This is a genomic window from Rickettsiales bacterium (assembly GCA_029252805.1).
Taxonomy (GTDB): Bacteria; Pseudomonadota; Alphaproteobacteria; order Rickettsiales; family JALZUV01; genus JALZUV01.
In genome coordinates this window covers 24,284-40,363 of sequence record JAQXAR010000004.1, presented here as the reverse complement: position 1 = coordinate 40,363, position 16,080 = coordinate 24,284, and the positions used below count along the sequence as shown (strand labels likewise).

Annotated in this window: 16 protein-coding genes; 6 read left to right on the top strand and 10 right to left on the bottom strand. The window is 45.8% G+C overall.

Going from position 1 to position 16,080, the window contains the following annotated elements; translation table 11 throughout:
- Positions 1-74: 74 nt before the first annotated feature.
- On the top strand, positions 75-401 hold the full coding sequence (locus tag P8P30_00765) for a hypothetical protein (protein ID MDG1286076.1): 327 nt from the start codon (positions 75-77) through the stop codon (positions 399-401).
- 12 nt (positions 402-413) lie between these two features.
- On the opposite strand, the gene P8P30_00760 is transcribed toward P8P30_00765, so the two are convergent.
- Positions 414-2,549, bottom strand: a complete 2,136-nt coding sequence (locus P8P30_00760; protein ID MDG1286075.1) for an RNA degradosome polyphosphate kinase — start codon at positions 2,547-2,549, stop codon at positions 414-416.
- A 43-nt stretch (positions 2,550-2,592) separates the two neighbouring features.
- Here P8P30_00760 and P8P30_00755 point away from each other — a divergent pair, with 43 nt between their 5' ends.
- Positions 2,593-3,081 (top strand): histidine phosphatase family protein, encoded by a 489-nt coding sequence (locus P8P30_00755; GenBank protein ID MDG1286074.1) that lies wholly within the window; start codon positions 2,593-2,595, stop codon positions 3,079-3,081.
- Here the strand turns inward: P8P30_00755 and fsa are convergent, their stop codons facing one another.
- Together fsa and P8P30_00745 are read right to left on the bottom strand one after the other, a co-directional pair.
- Positions 3,082-3,732, bottom strand: coding sequence for a fructose-6-phosphate aldolase (gene fsa, locus P8P30_00750; protein MDG1286073.1), 651 nt, complete (start codon positions 3,730-3,732; stop codon positions 3,082-3,084).
- A 58-nt stretch (positions 3,733-3,790) separates the two neighbouring features.
- Positions 3,791-3,991: a DUF6356 family protein gene (locus tag P8P30_00745; GenBank protein MDG1286072.1), complete on the bottom strand. Its 201-nt coding sequence runs from the start codon at positions 3,989-3,991 to the stop codon at positions 3,791-3,793.
- Positions 3,992-4,060: 69 nt separating this feature from the next.
- Between P8P30_00745 and P8P30_00740 the strand changes: the two genes are divergently transcribed.
- The gene (locus tag P8P30_00740) at positions 4,061-4,348 is read left to right on the top strand and encodes a hypothetical protein (protein MDG1286071.1); all 288 of its coding nucleotides are present in this window, start codon (positions 4,061-4,063) and stop codon (positions 4,346-4,348) included.
- A 60-nt stretch (positions 4,349-4,408) separates the two neighbouring features.
- On the opposite strand, the gene lipB is transcribed toward P8P30_00740, so the two are convergent.
- From lipB to P8P30_00725, 3 genes are read right to left on the bottom strand one after another with little or no spacing between them, the layout of a single operon-like run.
- Positions 4,409-5,050 (bottom strand): lipoyl(octanoyl) transferase LipB, encoded by a 642-nt coding sequence (gene lipB / locus P8P30_00735; protein MDG1286070.1) that lies wholly within the window; start codon positions 5,048-5,050, stop codon positions 4,409-4,411.
- Complete coding sequence (gene virB9 / locus P8P30_00730; GenBank protein MDG1286069.1) at positions 5,050-5,823, bottom strand: P-type conjugative transfer protein VirB9; 774 nt, start codon at positions 5,821-5,823, stop codon at positions 5,050-5,052. The genes lipB and virB9 overlap by 1 nt, the downstream gene beginning before the upstream one ends.
- Positions 5,824-5,826: 3 nt before the next feature.
- The gene (locus P8P30_00725; protein MDG1286068.1) at positions 5,827-6,591 is read right to left on the bottom strand and encodes a VirB8/TrbF family protein; all 765 of its coding nucleotides are present in this window, start codon (positions 6,589-6,591) and stop codon (positions 5,827-5,829) included.
- A gap of 120 nt (positions 6,592-6,711) precedes the next feature.
- Here P8P30_00725 and P8P30_00720 point away from each other — a divergent pair, with 120 nt between their 5' ends.
- From P8P30_00720 to P8P30_00710, 3 genes are read left to right on the top strand one after another with little or no spacing between them, the layout of a single operon-like run.
- A complete protein-coding gene (locus tag P8P30_00720; protein ID MDG1286067.1) occupies positions 6,712-7,728 on the top strand; it encodes a hypothetical protein in 1,017 nt (338 codons plus the stop codon).
- A gap of 19 nt (positions 7,729-7,747) precedes the next feature.
- Positions 7,748-12,292, top strand: a complete 4,545-nt coding sequence (locus tag P8P30_00715; protein ID MDG1286066.1) for a hypothetical protein — start codon at positions 7,748-7,750, stop codon at positions 12,290-12,292.
- Positions 12,293-12,318: 26 nt separating this feature from the next.
- Positions 12,319-13,695, top strand: coding sequence for a hypothetical protein (locus P8P30_00710; GenBank protein ID MDG1286065.1), 1,377 nt, complete (start codon positions 12,319-12,321; stop codon positions 13,693-13,695).
- On the opposite strand, the gene P8P30_00705 is transcribed toward P8P30_00710, so the two are convergent.
- The 4 genes from P8P30_00705 to iscX are packed head-to-tail and all read right to left on the bottom strand — an operon-like array spanning position 13,674 to position 16,080.
- The gene (locus P8P30_00705; protein ID MDG1286064.1) at positions 13,674-14,390 is read right to left on the bottom strand and encodes a nucleotidyltransferase family protein; all 717 of its coding nucleotides are present in this window, start codon (positions 14,388-14,390) and stop codon (positions 13,674-13,676) included. The two genes, P8P30_00710 and P8P30_00705, sit on opposite strands and share 22 nt — an antisense overlap.
- Positions 14,383-15,414 (bottom strand): phosphotransferase, encoded by a 1,032-nt coding sequence (locus P8P30_00700; protein MDG1286063.1) that lies wholly within the window; start codon positions 15,412-15,414, stop codon positions 14,383-14,385. The genes P8P30_00705 and P8P30_00700 overlap by 8 nt, the downstream gene beginning before the upstream one ends.
- Entirely contained in the window at positions 15,404-15,877 is a 474-nt protein-coding gene (gene tsaE / locus P8P30_00695; protein ID MDG1286062.1) for a tRNA (adenosine(37)-N6)-threonylcarbamoyltransferase complex ATPase subunit type 1 TsaE, read from the bottom strand. The genes P8P30_00700 and tsaE overlap by 11 nt, the downstream gene beginning before the upstream one ends.
- A 2-nt stretch (positions 15,878-15,879) precedes the next feature.
- Entirely contained in the window at positions 15,880-16,080 is a 201-nt protein-coding gene (gene iscX / locus P8P30_00690) for a Fe-S cluster assembly protein IscX (GenBank protein ID MDG1286061.1), read from the bottom strand.

Below are 16,080 nucleotides of genomic sequence, written 5' to 3'. Positions count from 1 at the left end.
CACACTAAAACAGTAAAGAGCATTAATCATTTATGGTATTCTAAGGATAAGGAAAAATCATCGGGAGTATTGGAATGCAACTTACATCTAGAACTGAAATGGGCTCCTCTTTCGAAGGTCAGGCAACGGGAGATTTATCCTTTTTAGATGGCGATATGAATACCGCCTTGAAGAGCGCTGACACTAGAAATTTGGATGAACTACTTCCGCAAATTAAGGCGCTAGAGTCTATAGTTTCAAACTTACATAGCTTAATAGGTAGACGGCTCAAACAAGAGCAACAAGAGGTCAATGCAGAAATCCTTCAAGCAGAAGAAGTGTTTACTATGGGAGCCGAAGACACGATTGATGTGCATGCGTTGCTCAATGAAATGGAAAACCTTGAAGATTCTTATCGATAGGTAAGGCTTAAACTACCCATTTAATTTATAAATATCGCCGCTGGCACTTTTAGCCTTCTGCAGCACTTTTCCGCGGCCCGAAAGCGACGGATTGGTCATGAAATATTCATGCGCACTCAGGCCTTTCTTTTTGTAAGGCATGCGGGTGTAGATGCCATCTTCGCCTAACATCCAACTTTGTTTTTCATCTTTAAAATTAGCCAGCATTATTTGCCCGAGAATTTGTGCGTGAACGGTTTCATTCTCAATCGGCACGAGCACTTCGACACGACGATCAAAGTTACGCGGCATCCAATCGGCCGACGAGATATAGAGTTTTGCCTCTTCAGAGGGCAACGTATGGCCATCGCCAAAGGCATAGATGCGCGAATGTTCTAAGAAGCGCCCGACGATGGATTTCACCGTGATATTTTCCGATAAGCCTTTGACGCTCGGTTTCAAACTGCAAATGCCGCGTACGACAAGGTTGATGGTCACGCCTGCTTGTGAGGCGATGTAAAGCGCATCAATAATCTCAGGATCGAGTAACGCATTCATTTTCGCCCAAATGAAAGCAGGGCGGCCTTCTGTCGCATGCACAATCTCATTTTTAATGAGAGTAAGTAAATGTGGACGTAGTTCTTTCGGTGCCAATACCAATTTCTTCATGTCGCGCGGTGGCGCGTAGCCGGTGACGAAATTGAACAGATAAGCAGCGTCGCGGCACAAGGTTTCATTGCAGGTGAAGAAGGAAAGGTCGGTATAAACTTTCGCCGTTTTCGGATGGTAATTGCCGGTGCCGAAATGGGCGTAGGATTTCAAGCCCGTTTCGTCTTTGCGGGTCACGAGTGTCACTTTGGAGTGAGTTTTGAGTTTGACGAATCCGTACACGACTTGCACGCCAGCGCGCTCCATATCGCGCGCCCAGCGAATATTAGCTTCCTCATCGAAGCGGGCTTTGAGTTCGACCAAAGCGGTCACAGACTTCCCATTCTCTGCCGCTTCGATCAGCGCGGCCACAATCGGCGAGTTTGAGCTGGTACGGTACAGCGTCGATTTAATCGAGATCACATCCGGATCGAGTGCGGCTTGCTGCACGAAGCGCACCACCACATCGAAGCTTTCATACGGATGATGTACGACGATATCCTTTTCGGCAATGGCGGCGAAACAATTGCCATCATAATCTTCAATCCGCTCCGGGAAACGGACAGTGAAGGGTGGGTAGCGGCATTCAGGGCGTTCTATTTGCAGTAATTCGGACAGATGCGAAAGGCCGACCATATCTTCCAGCGCTACGATATCACGCTCTTCGACTTGTAACTGCTCCATCACCAATTGGCGCAGCTCTTGCGGGGTATCTTTGGTCGTGTTGATGCGCACGGCGCGGCCACGACGACGGCGTTTAATGGCGCGCTCAAAGCCGCCGACTAAATCTTCAGCATCATCTTCAATATCTAAATCACTGTCGCGAATGACGCGGATAATTCCGCTATTTAACATTTTGAATTTGGGGAAAAGCTTGTCGATGAAAAGAGCGATCACTTCTTCAACTGGAATCATGCGGATGGTTTCATCATCATCGTCTGGATCCGCCAGGGTGACGAAACGCTGTAGCTTCGGCGGAAACAGGATAACCGAGGTTTGAGTATCGCGGCCGTTCGGTGTTTCCAGCGTGAAAAGCTGCGCGATGCCCAAATTTGGAATGAACGGGAAAGGGTGTGCCGGATCAATCGCAATCGGCGTAAGCACGGGGAAAATATTTTCCGAAAAATACTCCGCTAGCCAGTTAAGTTCCGCTTTTGAGAGCGCGTCTTTCGTGATGACATCGACACCCTGTTTGCTTAACTCGCCACGGAGCTGAATCCAGCATTGCTGCTGCTGCTGCATGATTTCGGCAATGCCGGTACGCATGCCTTTGAGCTGCTGCTTGGGAGTCATTCCATCAATCGAGATGCTCTGAATACCGTAAAGCTGTTGGTCCATAAGCCCTGCGACGCGCACCATCACAAACTCGTCTAAGTTTGATCCGCAAATGGAGAGGAAGTTCACCCGCTCCAGTAGAGGGGTGTACGGATTCTCCGCTTCTTCCAACACGCGGGCATTAAAAGCCAGCCAAGAAAGCTCACGGTTAAAGTATCTGTCTTCAGGTAAGGATGAACGGTTCATAGCGCGTGACACTATGCGCCCTTTATGCAAAAGATACAAGTCTATGGCGAAGCAGATTTACATTTTAAGGCATGCTCTGACCGAGCCCTATAGCGATAGTGGCGGAGATTTTGGTCGAAGCTTAATCGCCAAAGGTTTTGAAGATGCAGCTAAAATGGGTGAGAAAATTGTCGCAAGCGGCTTTATTCCAGAGGCTATTTACTGCTCTACCGCCAAGCGCACGCAGCAAACCTTAGAGATGGCTTGGCCGCATATTGGCGCGAGTGACCCTAAGATGACCCATCTGGATGAACTCTATTTGGCCAGCGAGGGTGATATTCTAAATATCATCCATAATTTGCCTGAAACGGCTCAAAAAGTCATGATCATCGGTCATAATCCAGGAGTGCACCACCTGGTGCAAATTCTTAGCGCAAGTACGTTGATGAATTTTTCACCCGCGACTTGTGCAGTACTGCAAAGCGAACATGCAAGCTGGCAAGATATCACGCCAGATAGCATGAAACTCGCCGAGCTGCTTGTTGCAAATTAATTAGATATCTTGGCCGGTTTTCGCCCAATCAGCGAGGAAGGTTTCTAGGCCTTGATCCGTGAGGGGGTGTTTCACCAATTGGTGCATCACTTTTGGCGGAATCGTTGCGACGTCAGCACCCATCAATGCGCTATCCACTAAGTGTAGAGGGCTGCGGATAGAAGCGACAAGAATTTCAGTGTTGAAATCATAATTGCTGTAGATTTGTACGATATCGGCGATGAGCTGCATGCCATCGTGCGAGATATCTTCTAAGCGTCCAACGAAGGGAGAGATAAACGCCGCGCCGGCTTTAGCCGCCATCAATGCTTGTGCCGCTGAGAAACAAAGCGTTACATTCACCATGCGACCTTGGCTTGAGAAATGTTTGCATGCTTTCAAACCGTCCATGGTCAGGGGAAGTTTCAAGGCGATGTTATCAGCGATAGCGAGAATTTTTTCACCTTCGCGTTTCATGCCTTCAAAATCAGTTGCCGCCACTTCGCCGCTTACAGGACCGTCAACGATCTCACAGATTTCTTTGAGCAAGGGTAGGAATTCTTTACCTTCTTTGGCAACGAGTGATGGGTTGGTCGTTACACCATCTAGCAAGCCAGTTGCGGCGAGTTCTTTGATTTCATCTAAGTTAGCAGTATCAACAAAAAATTTCATGAGGGCTCCTGAGTTATATTTGAGGTGGTTATAGCTCAATGCGCCTTAACTGCAAGGTCTAGTGCTTGGCTCTTTTTCGATTCGCTAGTTCCGTTACTTTCTCGCTTGCGGTGGTCTGAAAGAAAGCGGGGATGAGGCCATGAATGAGCGCCATTATTCCGGCAGCAAAGCAACTTAAGCCGTAGCGCAGCGCAAAGCGTTGATGGTGGAAATATGCTTCCCCTGTATCGGTTAAATGCTGTCGGCTTTTTTTAATCATTACTTTTACCTTCGGTTAACCTCTTTGCTCTATACTATAGATAAGTCACTCTTTGAAAGGAAATGCGTTTTGAATTCACCTGAAATTATAGATGCCGTTGGTAAGTTAATCACCTTTGATTGGGTCAAAGAGAAGGCGGGGAGCTATTTTGATAATGCCGAGCATTTAAACGAAGAAGATTATTTGACGATTCGTGCCAAGTTCACCTCGGACGTGATGAGAAATAAGTTTAAACCGAAGATGGAATCTTTAGATTCAAACTGTGCGATCTTTTTGAAAAAGATATGCGGTAGGTTGATTGAGGAAAAGATTGCAGGCCATATGCGCGAGCAAGAAAATCACCAATTAGCGAAATAAGCGAAAATTACTCCAGTGCCTAAGGGACAATAGAGTCGACAGAAAGCTCACATAGGGGCTTTAAGTCGCTACCCATTCTAGTTTTTCGAATTCTTCTTTCAAAATAATATCAAGTTCATCCATCGAAACGTCTTTGCCTAAAGCGCTGAGCGAGGTCACTCCATGTTCGTGAATCCCGCAAGGGACGATGCCAGAAAAATGTGAGAGATCAGGGCTCACGTTAATGGCGATGCCATGAAAGCAGACCCATTTCTTTACACGAATACCAAGCGCTGCGATTTTATTTTCGCGCCCATCCGGCTGTACGACCCAAATGCCAATGCGGCCTTCGCGGCGTTCGCCTGTTACGCCGCAGCGGGCTAGGCTGTTGATAATCCACTCTTCCAACAAACATACATAGCGGCGTATATCAGGTTTAGGCTGCATACGCGCTTTGAGGTTAAGCATCGTATAAACGATGCGCTGACCGGGGCCATGATAGGTATATTGTCCGCCGCGTCCTGCATCATAGACAGGGAATTTCTCAGGGGTGAGTAAATCGCTGATTTGAGCGCTACTGCCAGCCGTGTAAAGCGGAGGGTGTTCCAGCGCCCAGAGCAGCTCACCTGCCTCGCCATTGATAATCCCTTCGACACGCTGCAGCATGGTTTCATGTGCCGTTTCGTAATCAATAAGGGAAGGGGATGTAATCCACTCAGGCATTAGCGCATTTGCGGTGGCGTTTGTCTGCTGCTTCGCGCCAGAGCTTCATTATAGACGCAGACAATTTCATTGCCATGGCGCAGGGTGAAACGACTAGAGACTCGTTCAACGATAATTTTATCGCCACGCGCTCGGAAGTTGATCAGCGCCTCGTTATTTTGAGCATCTACATGGTAAAATGCTGGAATTGAGGCGTTTTTATCGCGGAACTCGAAATAGGTAAATTCGCCATCATCATAGATTTTGACCGGAGCGAAGATTTGAGAGCCACGAATGGAATAGTTGAAATTGAAATTCTCATACCCGTCTATTTCAGGTTTCCGCAACTTCTCTTTTTTCTTTTTCTTGCTCACGAAGGTCTGAGTCGGATAAATGAATTTCATCACCCAAATTAGATTAGGGTCTTCAATGCTTTCCGCTTCTTCTGCGTGCAATTCAAATAAGTAAGTACGCTTATTGGTCAGCAGTGTCATGTTGGTTTGCGCGTCCTGTTCGACTGGCTTTAAAAAGATTCGGTTTCCAGAAGGCGTGATCTGCCATGGTACGGAGTCACCCATAGAAATCGTTTGAATTTCTTCGCCCACATCTAGCAAAATACTGGACTGATAGCCGTAATGGCCGGTAAATTTGAACACCTCATCCGGCGCATACATGATGGTATGAATGCGGCCATCAACGCCTTGAGGGCGCGGCGACTTTAAAGCGTCCGCAGCACTGGGAGAGAGCAAGAATAGCCCGCTCAGAAGCAATGATAGAGTAAAAAGACGCATCATAGTTTATCTGTGTGTCACTTCCTGCACATTATATTGACCTACCCGAAAATCGATTTTTTCTGCGAGTTCATACGTTTCCTTTGCCGTATTCCATTGCAAAACCTCATTGGTATTCTGGTCTACCGTAAGTTTGGGGAAACGAAAAGTAATATTCGTGACCCAATTATTTTGTTGTTGCTGCTTGCCCCGTGCAACATTGGTGGTGAAGTAAAGGGTTGCGCGGCTTGGGTAGCTAGCAAGATCCATCCGGATATCATAGATAGAGACCGTACGGGTCGCCGATCTTCCATATTTGTTGAAAGGGCTGCTAGGGTTCTCAGGATTAATAAAGCGTTGGTATCGTTGAAATTCTTTTTCTCCGCTTGTGCTGCGGATACGGTTGAACTGCCATTCTAATTTTGTCACATCATAACGGAAGGCTTCGCGTTCTTTCAGATAGTTTGAGAGCAAGAACCGGGCAACCGCAACATTAATATCTTCAGCGGGTTTGCTTCGTAATTTACTGATAATAGGCAACTCTTCTGCCAAATCATCGCTGTAGATCGTATAAGGCACGGTACGCGATAAAGGTAGCATTGAAAGGTAGGTGATGGCAGAGAAGAAGATAGTGAGTGCAGAAAGTGCCATAATGAGGATAAAGAAGCTTCGTTCGACAAGAGGGCGGTGGTAAATCTCATCAAACCATTGCTTTGCATTAACAAAATAGCTTTCATCTGCCACCGACTTGCGAATGGCACTGGTATCTAACTGCTGTCTGATATCCTCCATGGTTTAATAATTACCCCTAACTGTCATAGAAATGAAATGTTTATGTGCGATCATTTAGATAATGAAGTATAAAAATACTGGGAGTGTCATGTAATGCGTCAATTTTATATAAGTTTTTTGATGGTTCTATTCGCAGGATTGACTACAGCGAGTGCTCAAGTAAATACAACTCAAGCTGATTTGTTAAACAGTATTGGCAAAGGTGGCAGTGCAACAGGCTCTGGCGCGGGCAAGAATTTGCTCGATACTTACAAAAATCAACTGAAACAAGGTATGGCTTGTACGAATGGTAATACAATCGGCTGTAAGGCGCTGCCTAATCGAAGTGGTTCTACGTCGAGCAGTCCAACGGCACCTCCGACGAAGTCCAATCCACCTCCAGCGACGCCTCGGACGAACTCGTCACCCTCAATGAGACCTCCAGCGACACCTCGGACGAACCCAAACCCTCCAACGACACCTCCGAAGACACCGCCGTTGACTGGATTAACGCGTGATAAACTCGTTGATGAAATGGGTAAGGCGGTTGCAAAGCGTATTAATAATTTGGGTAGCAACCTACCGACGGCCGATCTTGCTGGCATTATTCGTTATATTGAAGCAATGAATACGATTCTGAGGCTCTCTGAGGCGCCTGCAGATAAGCCAGCGATTACGGCTGTATTGAATAAACTGGCACAATCTAATACGGCGCCAATCATGGCGAATTTGGAGGTGATGCAGAAATCAGAAAGAGAGTTAAGCGTCCTACAAGTCGCCCGTCGAGTCGAGGGAACTGAGGTGATGACCAAGGTGATCAATGATTTCGGTAAGAATGGTGGCCGTAAAATGAAAAAAGCGATGTATAAAATGGACGAAAAACTTCGCTCAGTGCATGCAAGCGCTTCGCTTAAAGAAAAAAATAAAATTCGCAAAGTGATGAATTTGCTCAATGAGCACTCACGTAAGGATATTCCAAATCAAGTCATGAAGGCAGCCCTTAACCCTCTTATGATGAAAGGTAAGCTATTGCCTGGGTTTGATGGTCAAATGATTGCTCAACTGTTAGAGTCTACAGATTATAATTATGATGAAGAAGATGATGATGATGATTTACCGGGTGCTGACGTTATTAAGCGCGCCTCTCAAGTTAAATAAATAAAGGACTGTAAGCTGCATGGCTAAAAACGAAGCATGCGATTTTAAACATAAAGGAGTTAGAGGGTTAAGCCTCTTTCTCCTTTGCTTCGTTCTGTTATTTGCTTTTTCTGCCCATGCGCAACTGCAAATTCCTGGCTGTAATAAGAGTCCAACAGACTTGTTGAAGCTGATTCCTCCCGTTCCGGGCATCAAAGATGTTCGAAAAACTCTTGATTTTGCTACAAATTTAATGGGAATGACTGATGATGATCTTTATAATAATTTAGATCAAATCAGCCCTATGTTGGATGGTTTTCATCCTGATAAAGTGACAGATCAGTTAAGTAATTTGGATAATATCCTTCAAAACCCCAGCTTTGAGGCAACGGGTGTTTTAGGGGGGATGATTGATGGAGTTTTGAGTGCCCAGAGTCTGCCGGCATTTGATGCAAAACTCAGGACGCTTCACAAAAAATATGGAGATAAACTAGCTCAGGAAGCTGATCCGAACAAAAAAGCAAACTATGTTAAACAGCAGAAAAAGATATCGGATTTAATTGCCAAATGGCCCGAAGTGCCTGGTGCGGTAGAAAAGGCGCAAAAAGATCTAGCAGGGTTTCTTGAAAAAGAAGGCGTGATGAAGGAGATAGATAAAGCCAAGGACCTTCTCGATAAAGCCATGAACCCAGAGACTCTAGGAAGTGACATTACGGGGCTTCTGGGTAAAATCAAGAATCTCGATATGAGTAAACTTGCGGGCATAAAATCAAAACTAGATTCTATATGCGGTATGTTGCCGAATTTCGGAGATTTACGCGAAAAGGTGACAGGAGTTATTACTGCATATGCTGATGGCGTTTTAGCGAAAGCTAAAGATGAATTAAAAAAATTAGCAGAAGAGGCGCTAGGTAAGTTGCTGGATAAGCTACCTTTAGGGCCGATGCGCGATAAAGTTGAAGATGCATTGAATAAACTCAAAAATGGTGATCTTGCAGGAGCGGTTTCGGGGCTTGCAAACTCAGGGGTTAATGCTGCTCTTGATCAGCTAGGGTTAGGCGGTATTGACGGTCTAGTGAATGGCTTGGGCGGTGGTGGCGGGTCTCGTGATCTCGTAAGTGTAGGCCCAGGATTTGGACTGCTTTGTAAAGCCAAGCGAATAAGTGAAAAATATAAATGTCCGGAAGTTGAATGTGATAGCAATATACTTCTAAAAGGTGCGAATTCGGGTGGCAAAGAATTTACGGACCGCGTGAAACAATATTTTGAATATAAACCACCGACGAATAATCGTGATCGTTACTTAGATAAGGATCATCATGATTATGAGATTAATAAGCCCGGTGAGAAAACAAGAGCCGGTGCTTACCGAATGGATAACCCGAAGAAAGGCTGCGGCGTCATTAGCAGTCTTGTTGGCGGCTTTGGCGGCGGCGATGATGAAGTAAGCGAGCCGTGTCAGGATAATCGCTATCGTGATATGTGCTTTATAGGGACCCTGGGTGTCGATCATGATTATGAGATTTATGGACGAACGCTAATGGAAGATGAATTGCCCTTCCCTGGAATCGCTGGGTCGTTGCCGCAATATGATAAATCTTCAAAGAAACTATCGTGTATCGTTCCTAAAAACACAGAACGCCTATCGACTTTGGAGCTGGATAATGGATGGCGCTATCGTGATATGTGCCCAGGCAGTCAGAATCTTCGTAGGGTCCCAAAAGATAAACTTGAAGATAATGCTTATGATATTTTCCGAGGCGCGTTTGGTTGCTTCAACCCTTTGCCTAAATGTGGATTAAAGAATGATTGGGAACTTAATTCTATCCTATGGAAAAATAAAGAATATAAGAAATATATAGATAAATTCTCTGGCCAAATTTTAGCAGGCCTTGGGGGTGCCATAGGCGGAGCTGTTGGTTCGTTAGTCGGTGGTGGTAGTGATATAAAGAAAAAACTTGAGCAGCTTCTATTAGCGGGCCAATTCAAGGAAATTGAGAAATTAATGAAGCCTAGCAAGTCAGCGGCTGCTGAATGTAAGCCGGCTTATTGGGTGCGCTTAATGCTTGATAGTTGTGCCAATCAGCATATTTCGCAAAAATCATTTAACCCAGATTATATTTATAACCGGGATAAAGGCGAAGTGGGGAAATCTCCACGTTTTTGTCAGCCGTTTAGAGCAAAGCGTATTGGGTTCGGAGAAGGAGAATATGATGTAAGGGATTATCTGAAACGTTCGTATAAAGGCTTGCTTAAAGATGATTATATGCCGTGGATTAAATATGATCGTCACGAGAATTCCGATGCAAATAAAGAGGCGGATGAGTTCCGTAAAGATAATTGGCCCGAACGTAAAATTAAGTGGCCATCTAAGACTTGGAGCAACAGTAGTGATGTTGAGTTGAAGACGGGTTATAATAAAATGAATAACCTTTTGAGTCTTCCGGGGGTTGATAAGCTTACAAAATCAATTAATGCATACGCTGATCACCCTGTAGAACGGATTATTGATCCGCTACATCCATTTTCGCCGCGCTATGACATTGCGGAACTGTCGGATACTACCTTATTGACAGATCGTAATTTATTTGGTGATGTAACAGAGAGTAAAACGAACTTTTCTGTTTATCTCAGCACACCGACTCCAAACCCTTTAGGTGGCGATGCCGTGCCAAAATCAAAGAAATATTTCTGTGTCCCTAGTAAAAAGCAGAAAAAAGGGTATTGGGAATTTGGGTGCACTATCTATTGTTCTGCGGTGGAGGTAGACCTCCTACGCTTCCGTTATAAAGATTACCGCCTCTGCATGGGATGCCAGATTGATACGAATGAAAAAGCATTCTGGGACGAGTATAAGATCAATTGGAAACATTATAGGAAGAAATATTGCAGGGCTTCCGGTAAGAATTCAGATTGTGATTATGGTGACGAGATATGTAACTCATGTCCAAAAATTGCAAAACATGCGGCACTCGCTGCGGTGGCTGCTGTTGGTTGTGCTGTTGAAACGTACTTCGGTGTTACAGATGGGCCTTCATGTAAGGAAATGAAGAAACAACTTAAGAAAGTCGCCTTCTACACAATAGCATGCAACAAATGTGGTCGTGCCGCTAGGGCCGAATCATTGGAACGCACACGTTCGGGTGATAATAAAAAAGAAGAACCTGAATGGGGTCCAACGGCAGTAGGTAAAAACTGGCCAGTATGCAGTACGCGGTTTAACCATAAAGGGGATCCGGCATTATGCAAAAAAGCTAAAGAAGAGTACACCTGTGATAATCAAGGTGAGAAGGCTAAAGACGATATCAATATTGATAAAGAGTCAAAATCGGATGCGGAAAAGTGTGAGAAGAAAAACATTGATAAGATTTGCGGTGATGCTGCGAAGCCAATTTACAGTGTTAATTTCTTAAAAATTCGTACCCGCAAAGGGGACTTTAGAACGGATGATAAGACGCCGAAAAAGAGACTGGGCTCTGGACTTTATGTTCCATCCAGCATTGGAGGAAAATTTGGTAAGAATGTCGAAAAATGGAAGAAAAAATATGCAGATGAAGATCCTGCTGATGGGCACGGCTTCCGTGAATATTTTAAAAACCATCGTCCGTATATGCGTTGGTGGGATACAGGGGGAGAAGCCTTCCAACCGAAGAAAGATCCAGACTATTGGTGTGATTGGGGACAAAATGACGCTGTAATGGGTGTTGGCCGAGATTATAACTCGATCCATGGCCGTAAAGCACAGCTTTGCCGCTATGGCGGTGGCGCGGGTATTGGCGATAGCTGTATGACCATGCAGGATTGGAAGGACGGTAAAAACGGCAGTAAGACCATTCCACAAGATAGAAAATTCCCATCGCTTGCGGGCTCCGAATGGGCTGAATTAAAAATGTATCAAGCGAACTGTTTCCGTACGCATGGTCTCAGTTGTCTCTGTCAGTATGAGAAAACCTTTAAAAAGCAATCAAGTGAAGAAAAAGTCTTAACCTTACTGGGAGCGGCACTTTCTACGCCGACTAAGGTCAGTGAAAAAACGCAAGATAGCAAAGATATGATTGAACAAATCCGACAGGAGGCCCCTTTAATATGGCGTGGTTATGTGAGTACGCCTGCCAATCGTGATGACGCAAGAACGGGCCAGGTGATTGGTAAGAATCAGCAATTCCCGTATGCTTATGGGTCGCCTAAGTCGGGGAGTATTATTATGGGTGGCCTTGATAAGGCACAGAAGCATGATATTTTAATTTGGCCCGCCGGTAAGGGTGGATTGCCGCATGTGGCGTTTGTTGAAGCGACACGAAACGTGAACAACCCTAAGGACCTTAACTTTGTAGAAGTGAGTGAATCTAATAACGGGAAATACCCAGATGCTTGTGGAGGTACGAGTTATTCAGGGCGTGGTGCGAACCGAAGGCTTTATCCGAGTAAGAAAGACTTGCCCGAGTATGTTCAGGTGCTTATTGAAGAGCAAGTGGCCGCGACCTATTATTGTGATGACCCTGAGCTTGGTCATTGTGTTGAACGTCAATGGAATAACGTCATCATTTATCGTCCACGACTTGACGTGAGAGAGATGAAGTTCTGATGGTACGTTTAGCTATAGTTTTAACGATGCTGCTGCCAAATATGCTACAGGCAGCCCCTGCGACGACCTGTAAAGAAATGATCCAATCAGGAATGTCGCTTAATGAAATTTCAGCAGGCGGGGCTACTCGTGCTGCTGTTCTTGATTGTAAGGGGCGTGGGGATATGCCGCTTTACCTGCGCAATCAAATGGGGGCAGCACCCATTGTAACAGCGGTAGGCAATAGCCATCCAGGTGCTCCTTGTCGCCCAGGAACTAAGCACCAATGCCCTAATACCATGCGTAAATATACAGATGGTAGTGATTCTCCGCCCGGATATGATCCCGCAAAGAATCCAAAATTTAATGAACCTGTTGGAGTGTTTGGTGAGTTGAATGAGAGAGAAATTCCGTGTGGTGCATTGACTTCGTTCGCGCAATCGGCCATGCAAAACTTACTTGGCAAAGCAAAAATAAACATTCCAACTCCTATAGCTGAGATCAATGCTCGGATGAATAAAATTCAAGGTTATATGAACCAATTAGGCGGGCTTGTATCAACGTTTCAAGCTGGGGGGGCAATTCCGAGTAATCAAGCGAATCAATTGCTCACGAGTATTGGAAGCGAAATTTCGGGTTTGTTAGGCCAGATGCCTGTTGTAGGAGGAGCCGTAACAGGACTTGTAAACCAAGGTATGGGTTTACTCAGTACGCAAGTGAATAAATTTATCAATACGAATACGGCAACGCCGCAAGCTGAAATTGATGGAATCGCGGCAACTCTAAATCAGCATTTAGGGACCGTTCAGGGGCATTTAAATACAGCGCGTAGCGAGGTAGTGAAAGCTCAACAAAAGCTCGATGATGCAACAAATGGTTTGTTCGGTGATTTTAATCTTAAGGATGAGATTAATAACGGCATTACGAACTTATTAAGCAAATTATTTAAATATAAGGATTGTCAGAACGGAAAGTTTTGGGGGATTTTAAACAGGCTTTTTGCTCTGGTTATGAAAAAAGGCAAGCATGTTTACAATGTCGGTAATAGCACTTTTATTTCGCCTGATGAAAGCTACATCACCTTACCGCTAGGTGCGAATATTTCGTTTATTAGTCAAACAGGACCGCCAGCAGTGAACTTCTCTTTGCCCAATGGAGGTAGCTTCACCGATGCAAAAGGTTATGAAGTTAAACTAGCCCCGGGCGTGACACCTAAATTCCGACGGGATGGCTTTGTAAGGGTTTCAGATGGAAATCAGTATCGCGTTCACCCGCGCCAAGAAGTGATCTTAAATCCGAATGGAATTATTGGAATTCCGGCAAAAACGCGCATTCCTGTAGATCCTAAAGGTAAGATCTATCCGATGGGTGCAGTGACTCAGCCGCCCGTATGGTATGATGATTATATAAGTTCGCTTAAATAGTTTTCCGCAAGCTCTATGCCTTGTGCATCACCAACATGTAGCCATGCGCCTTCGTGAACCATGCCGTAAAGCGGACAATTTTCGCCCTTATTAACGGCTGCTTTATAGAGTTGGCTTAGGCTGAATGCACCCTTTGGAGCGCCGTCCAGAAAGCGTTTATGCAGGCGTTGAATACCCATATAAACATAAGCTGATTTTCCCTCAACGCGTGGCTGAATGCGGCCATCTTCAGCGAGACTGAAATCGCCTGCGCCTTTATAGCCGACTGCGCGTTCTAATGGACAAAGTAGCATGAGCCCGTCCATATGAGATGCATCCCATGCTTCATTCATTTTCTTCAATACAGAACTATTCGATTCTTCCACACAAATGACATCGCTATTAAGGGTGAAGAAACTGCTCCCCAGCAAAGGCAACGCACGGCAGATACCGCCACCCGTTTCTAACAATTCTTCCTCGCGCGAGATGGTGCAGGTAAAATTCTGCTTTGCGAGGTAACCCTCAATTTGTTCGCCTAAATGATGCGTATTTACAATCGCTTCTTCGATGCCAGCGTGTTGGACTAGCTTAAGCGCATAATCAATCAGCGGATGACCTCCGACTTTAACTAAAGGCTTTGGCGTTTCGCTCGTATAAGGTTGCATGCGGCGGCCACGACCTGCGGCTAAAATCATTGCTTCGATAGGGTTAGCCAATCTGGCCTCCTGATTTCTGTTTGGTTTCTAATGGAGGAATGCCGCGTAAATTGCTGACCGGTAAAACTTCATCCATCCACGCACGTAGCGGGCGGATAATCGGATGTTCCATATCATTCTCTAAATGCTTCCACACGCGCGGTAAGAGGTCGAGATAATCGTGCTTATCGTCACGCATGGCGAGGCGAGTGAAAATACCGATAATTTTACAATTACGTTGAGCACCCAGAAGGGAGTAAAGTGCCATGAAACTATCAGACGGCCATTGCATTTGTTGAATATAATGGTTGATGGCAGTCATGGCCGTTTCCGGTGCGACGTCGCGGCGCGCATCTTCGATGAAGGAAACGAGATCATAAGCTGGAGAGCCCATCACGGCATCTTGGAAATCGAGTAAGCCGACTTTACCCACACCCGCGCGCTTTGGCATCCAGAGTAAATTATCCGCATGGTAATCGCGTAGTACGACCACGTTAGGCAACCATGGTGCCCGCTCGAATAAATCTTGCCAGAGTTTCAAATAACTGGGGCGAAGTTCCGCCGCGCGTTCTGCGCCAAGCATGGCGGCGAGATACCAATCCACAAAGAGAGTAGCCTCGCGCAACAGTAGCTCAGTATCATATTCAGGAATTTGAGGTGCATCCTCTTGGCGCTTGTGCAGGTCAATCAGAAAATTGGTCGCTTCCAAATAAAGCTTTGATTCCTGTGCCGGTTTTTCCTTAAGCCAGTGGCTGTAAAGGTCGTCGCCTAAATCTTCAAGCAGCAGGAAACCTGTCTCCAAATCGCGCGCAATAATATGCGGCGCGCTATAGCCGTGCCCAGTTAAATAGTGTGCCATCTGAATGAAGGGAGGGAGGGGTTCTTTCTCCGGCGGTGCATCCATGAGGACCGCACGTTTATCGCCAAGATGCACGCGTTGATAGCTGCGAAATGAGGCATCGCCTGAAAGGAACTCACATTTTGCTTCGCCCCAGCCATTAGCTTGGAGGAATGCTTGAGCGGCTTGTTTGCGATCAGCGGGCATGAAATGCTTTCTCTATCGTTTCGAGCTCGTCTTGGCGTGTCGGCGAAATGATCCGTGCCTGACGATGTTTATCTGTTAATTCCAGTGTAAGGGCTAATGCGTCTTTTGGCAACCAATCGGCGCAGATTTCTGGCCATTCTAGGCAAAGGATACCGCTCTGCAGCATGTCGGTAATGCCAATCTCTTCGCATTCGGATGTGTCTTCGATTCGGTACGCATCCATGTGGTGTAATGGCACATTACCGCCATTTGGCAAGGTTACAGGATATTCCTGCACGAGCATAAAGGTGGGTGAAATCACCGCGCCTGTGTAGCCAAGCGAGTGAATGAGGTGGCGCATGAAAGTAGTTTTCCCCGCACCCAATGTGCCGCTAAGGGTAAGGCAGTCGTGCGGGCGTAATATACTGCCAACGGCCTGTGCGAGCCTCTTTGTATCCTCTTCAGTGTGGAGCGTGAAAGTAATGGTTAATCCCTTTCCTCAATCCATGCCATTTGAATGGCTTCGAGAATCTTTTCGCTGCAGCCATTGGCATCGCCTTCAAAGCCATCCAGCGCCAAAACCCAGTCGCGTAAATCGGTGAAACGTAGGTTTATATTATCAGCTTGTGGGTGGGCTTCTTCCAACTCAATCGCAATATCCAGTACATCTGTCCAGCGCATGTCAAT

What these genes read in the sequence shown, in the direction of transcription:
- P8P30_00710 (MDG1286065.1), top strand. Translation starts at nt 12,319, where the DNA reads ATGCTGCTGCCAAATATGCTACAGGCAGCCCCTGCGACGACCTGTAAA.
- fsa (MDG1286073.1), bottom strand. Translation starts at nt 3,732, where the DNA reads ATGAAATTTTTTGTTGATACTGCTAACTTAGATGAAATCAAAGAACTC.
- P8P30_00760 (MDG1286075.1), bottom strand. Translation starts at nt 2,549, where the DNA reads ATGAACCGTTCATCCTTACCTGAAGACAGATACTTTAACCGTGAGCTT.
- virB9 (MDG1286069.1), bottom strand. Translation starts at nt 5,823, where the DNA reads ATGATGCGTCTTTTTACTCTATCATTGCTTCTGAGCGGGCTATTCTTG.
- P8P30_00720 (MDG1286067.1), top strand. Translation starts at nt 6,712, where the DNA reads ATGGTTCTATTCGCAGGATTGACTACAGCGAGTGCTCAAGTAAATACA.
- P8P30_00765 (MDG1286076.1), top strand. Translation starts at nt 75, where the DNA reads ATGCAACTTACATCTAGAACTGAAATGGGCTCCTCTTTCGAAGGTCAG.
- lipB (MDG1286070.1), bottom strand. Translation starts at nt 5,050, where the DNA reads ATGCCTGAGTGGATTACATCCCCTTCCCTTATTGATTACGAAACGGCA.
- P8P30_00715 (MDG1286066.1), top strand. Translation starts at nt 7,748, where the DNA reads ATGGCTAAAAACGAAGCATGCGATTTTAAACATAAAGGAGTTAGAGGG.
- P8P30_00725 (MDG1286068.1), bottom strand. Translation starts at nt 6,591, where the DNA reads ATGGAGGATATCAGACAGCAGTTAGATACCAGTGCCATTCGCAAGTCG.
- P8P30_00700 (MDG1286063.1), bottom strand. Translation starts at nt 15,414, where the DNA reads ATGCCCGCTGATCGCAAACAAGCCGCTCAAGCATTCCTCCAAGCTAAT.
- P8P30_00755 (MDG1286074.1), top strand. Translation starts at nt 2,593, where the DNA reads ATGGCGAAGCAGATTTACATTTTAAGGCATGCTCTGACCGAGCCCTAT.
- P8P30_00745 (MDG1286072.1), bottom strand. Translation starts at nt 3,991, where the DNA reads ATGATTAAAAAAAGCCGACAGCATTTAACCGATACAGGGGAAGCATAT.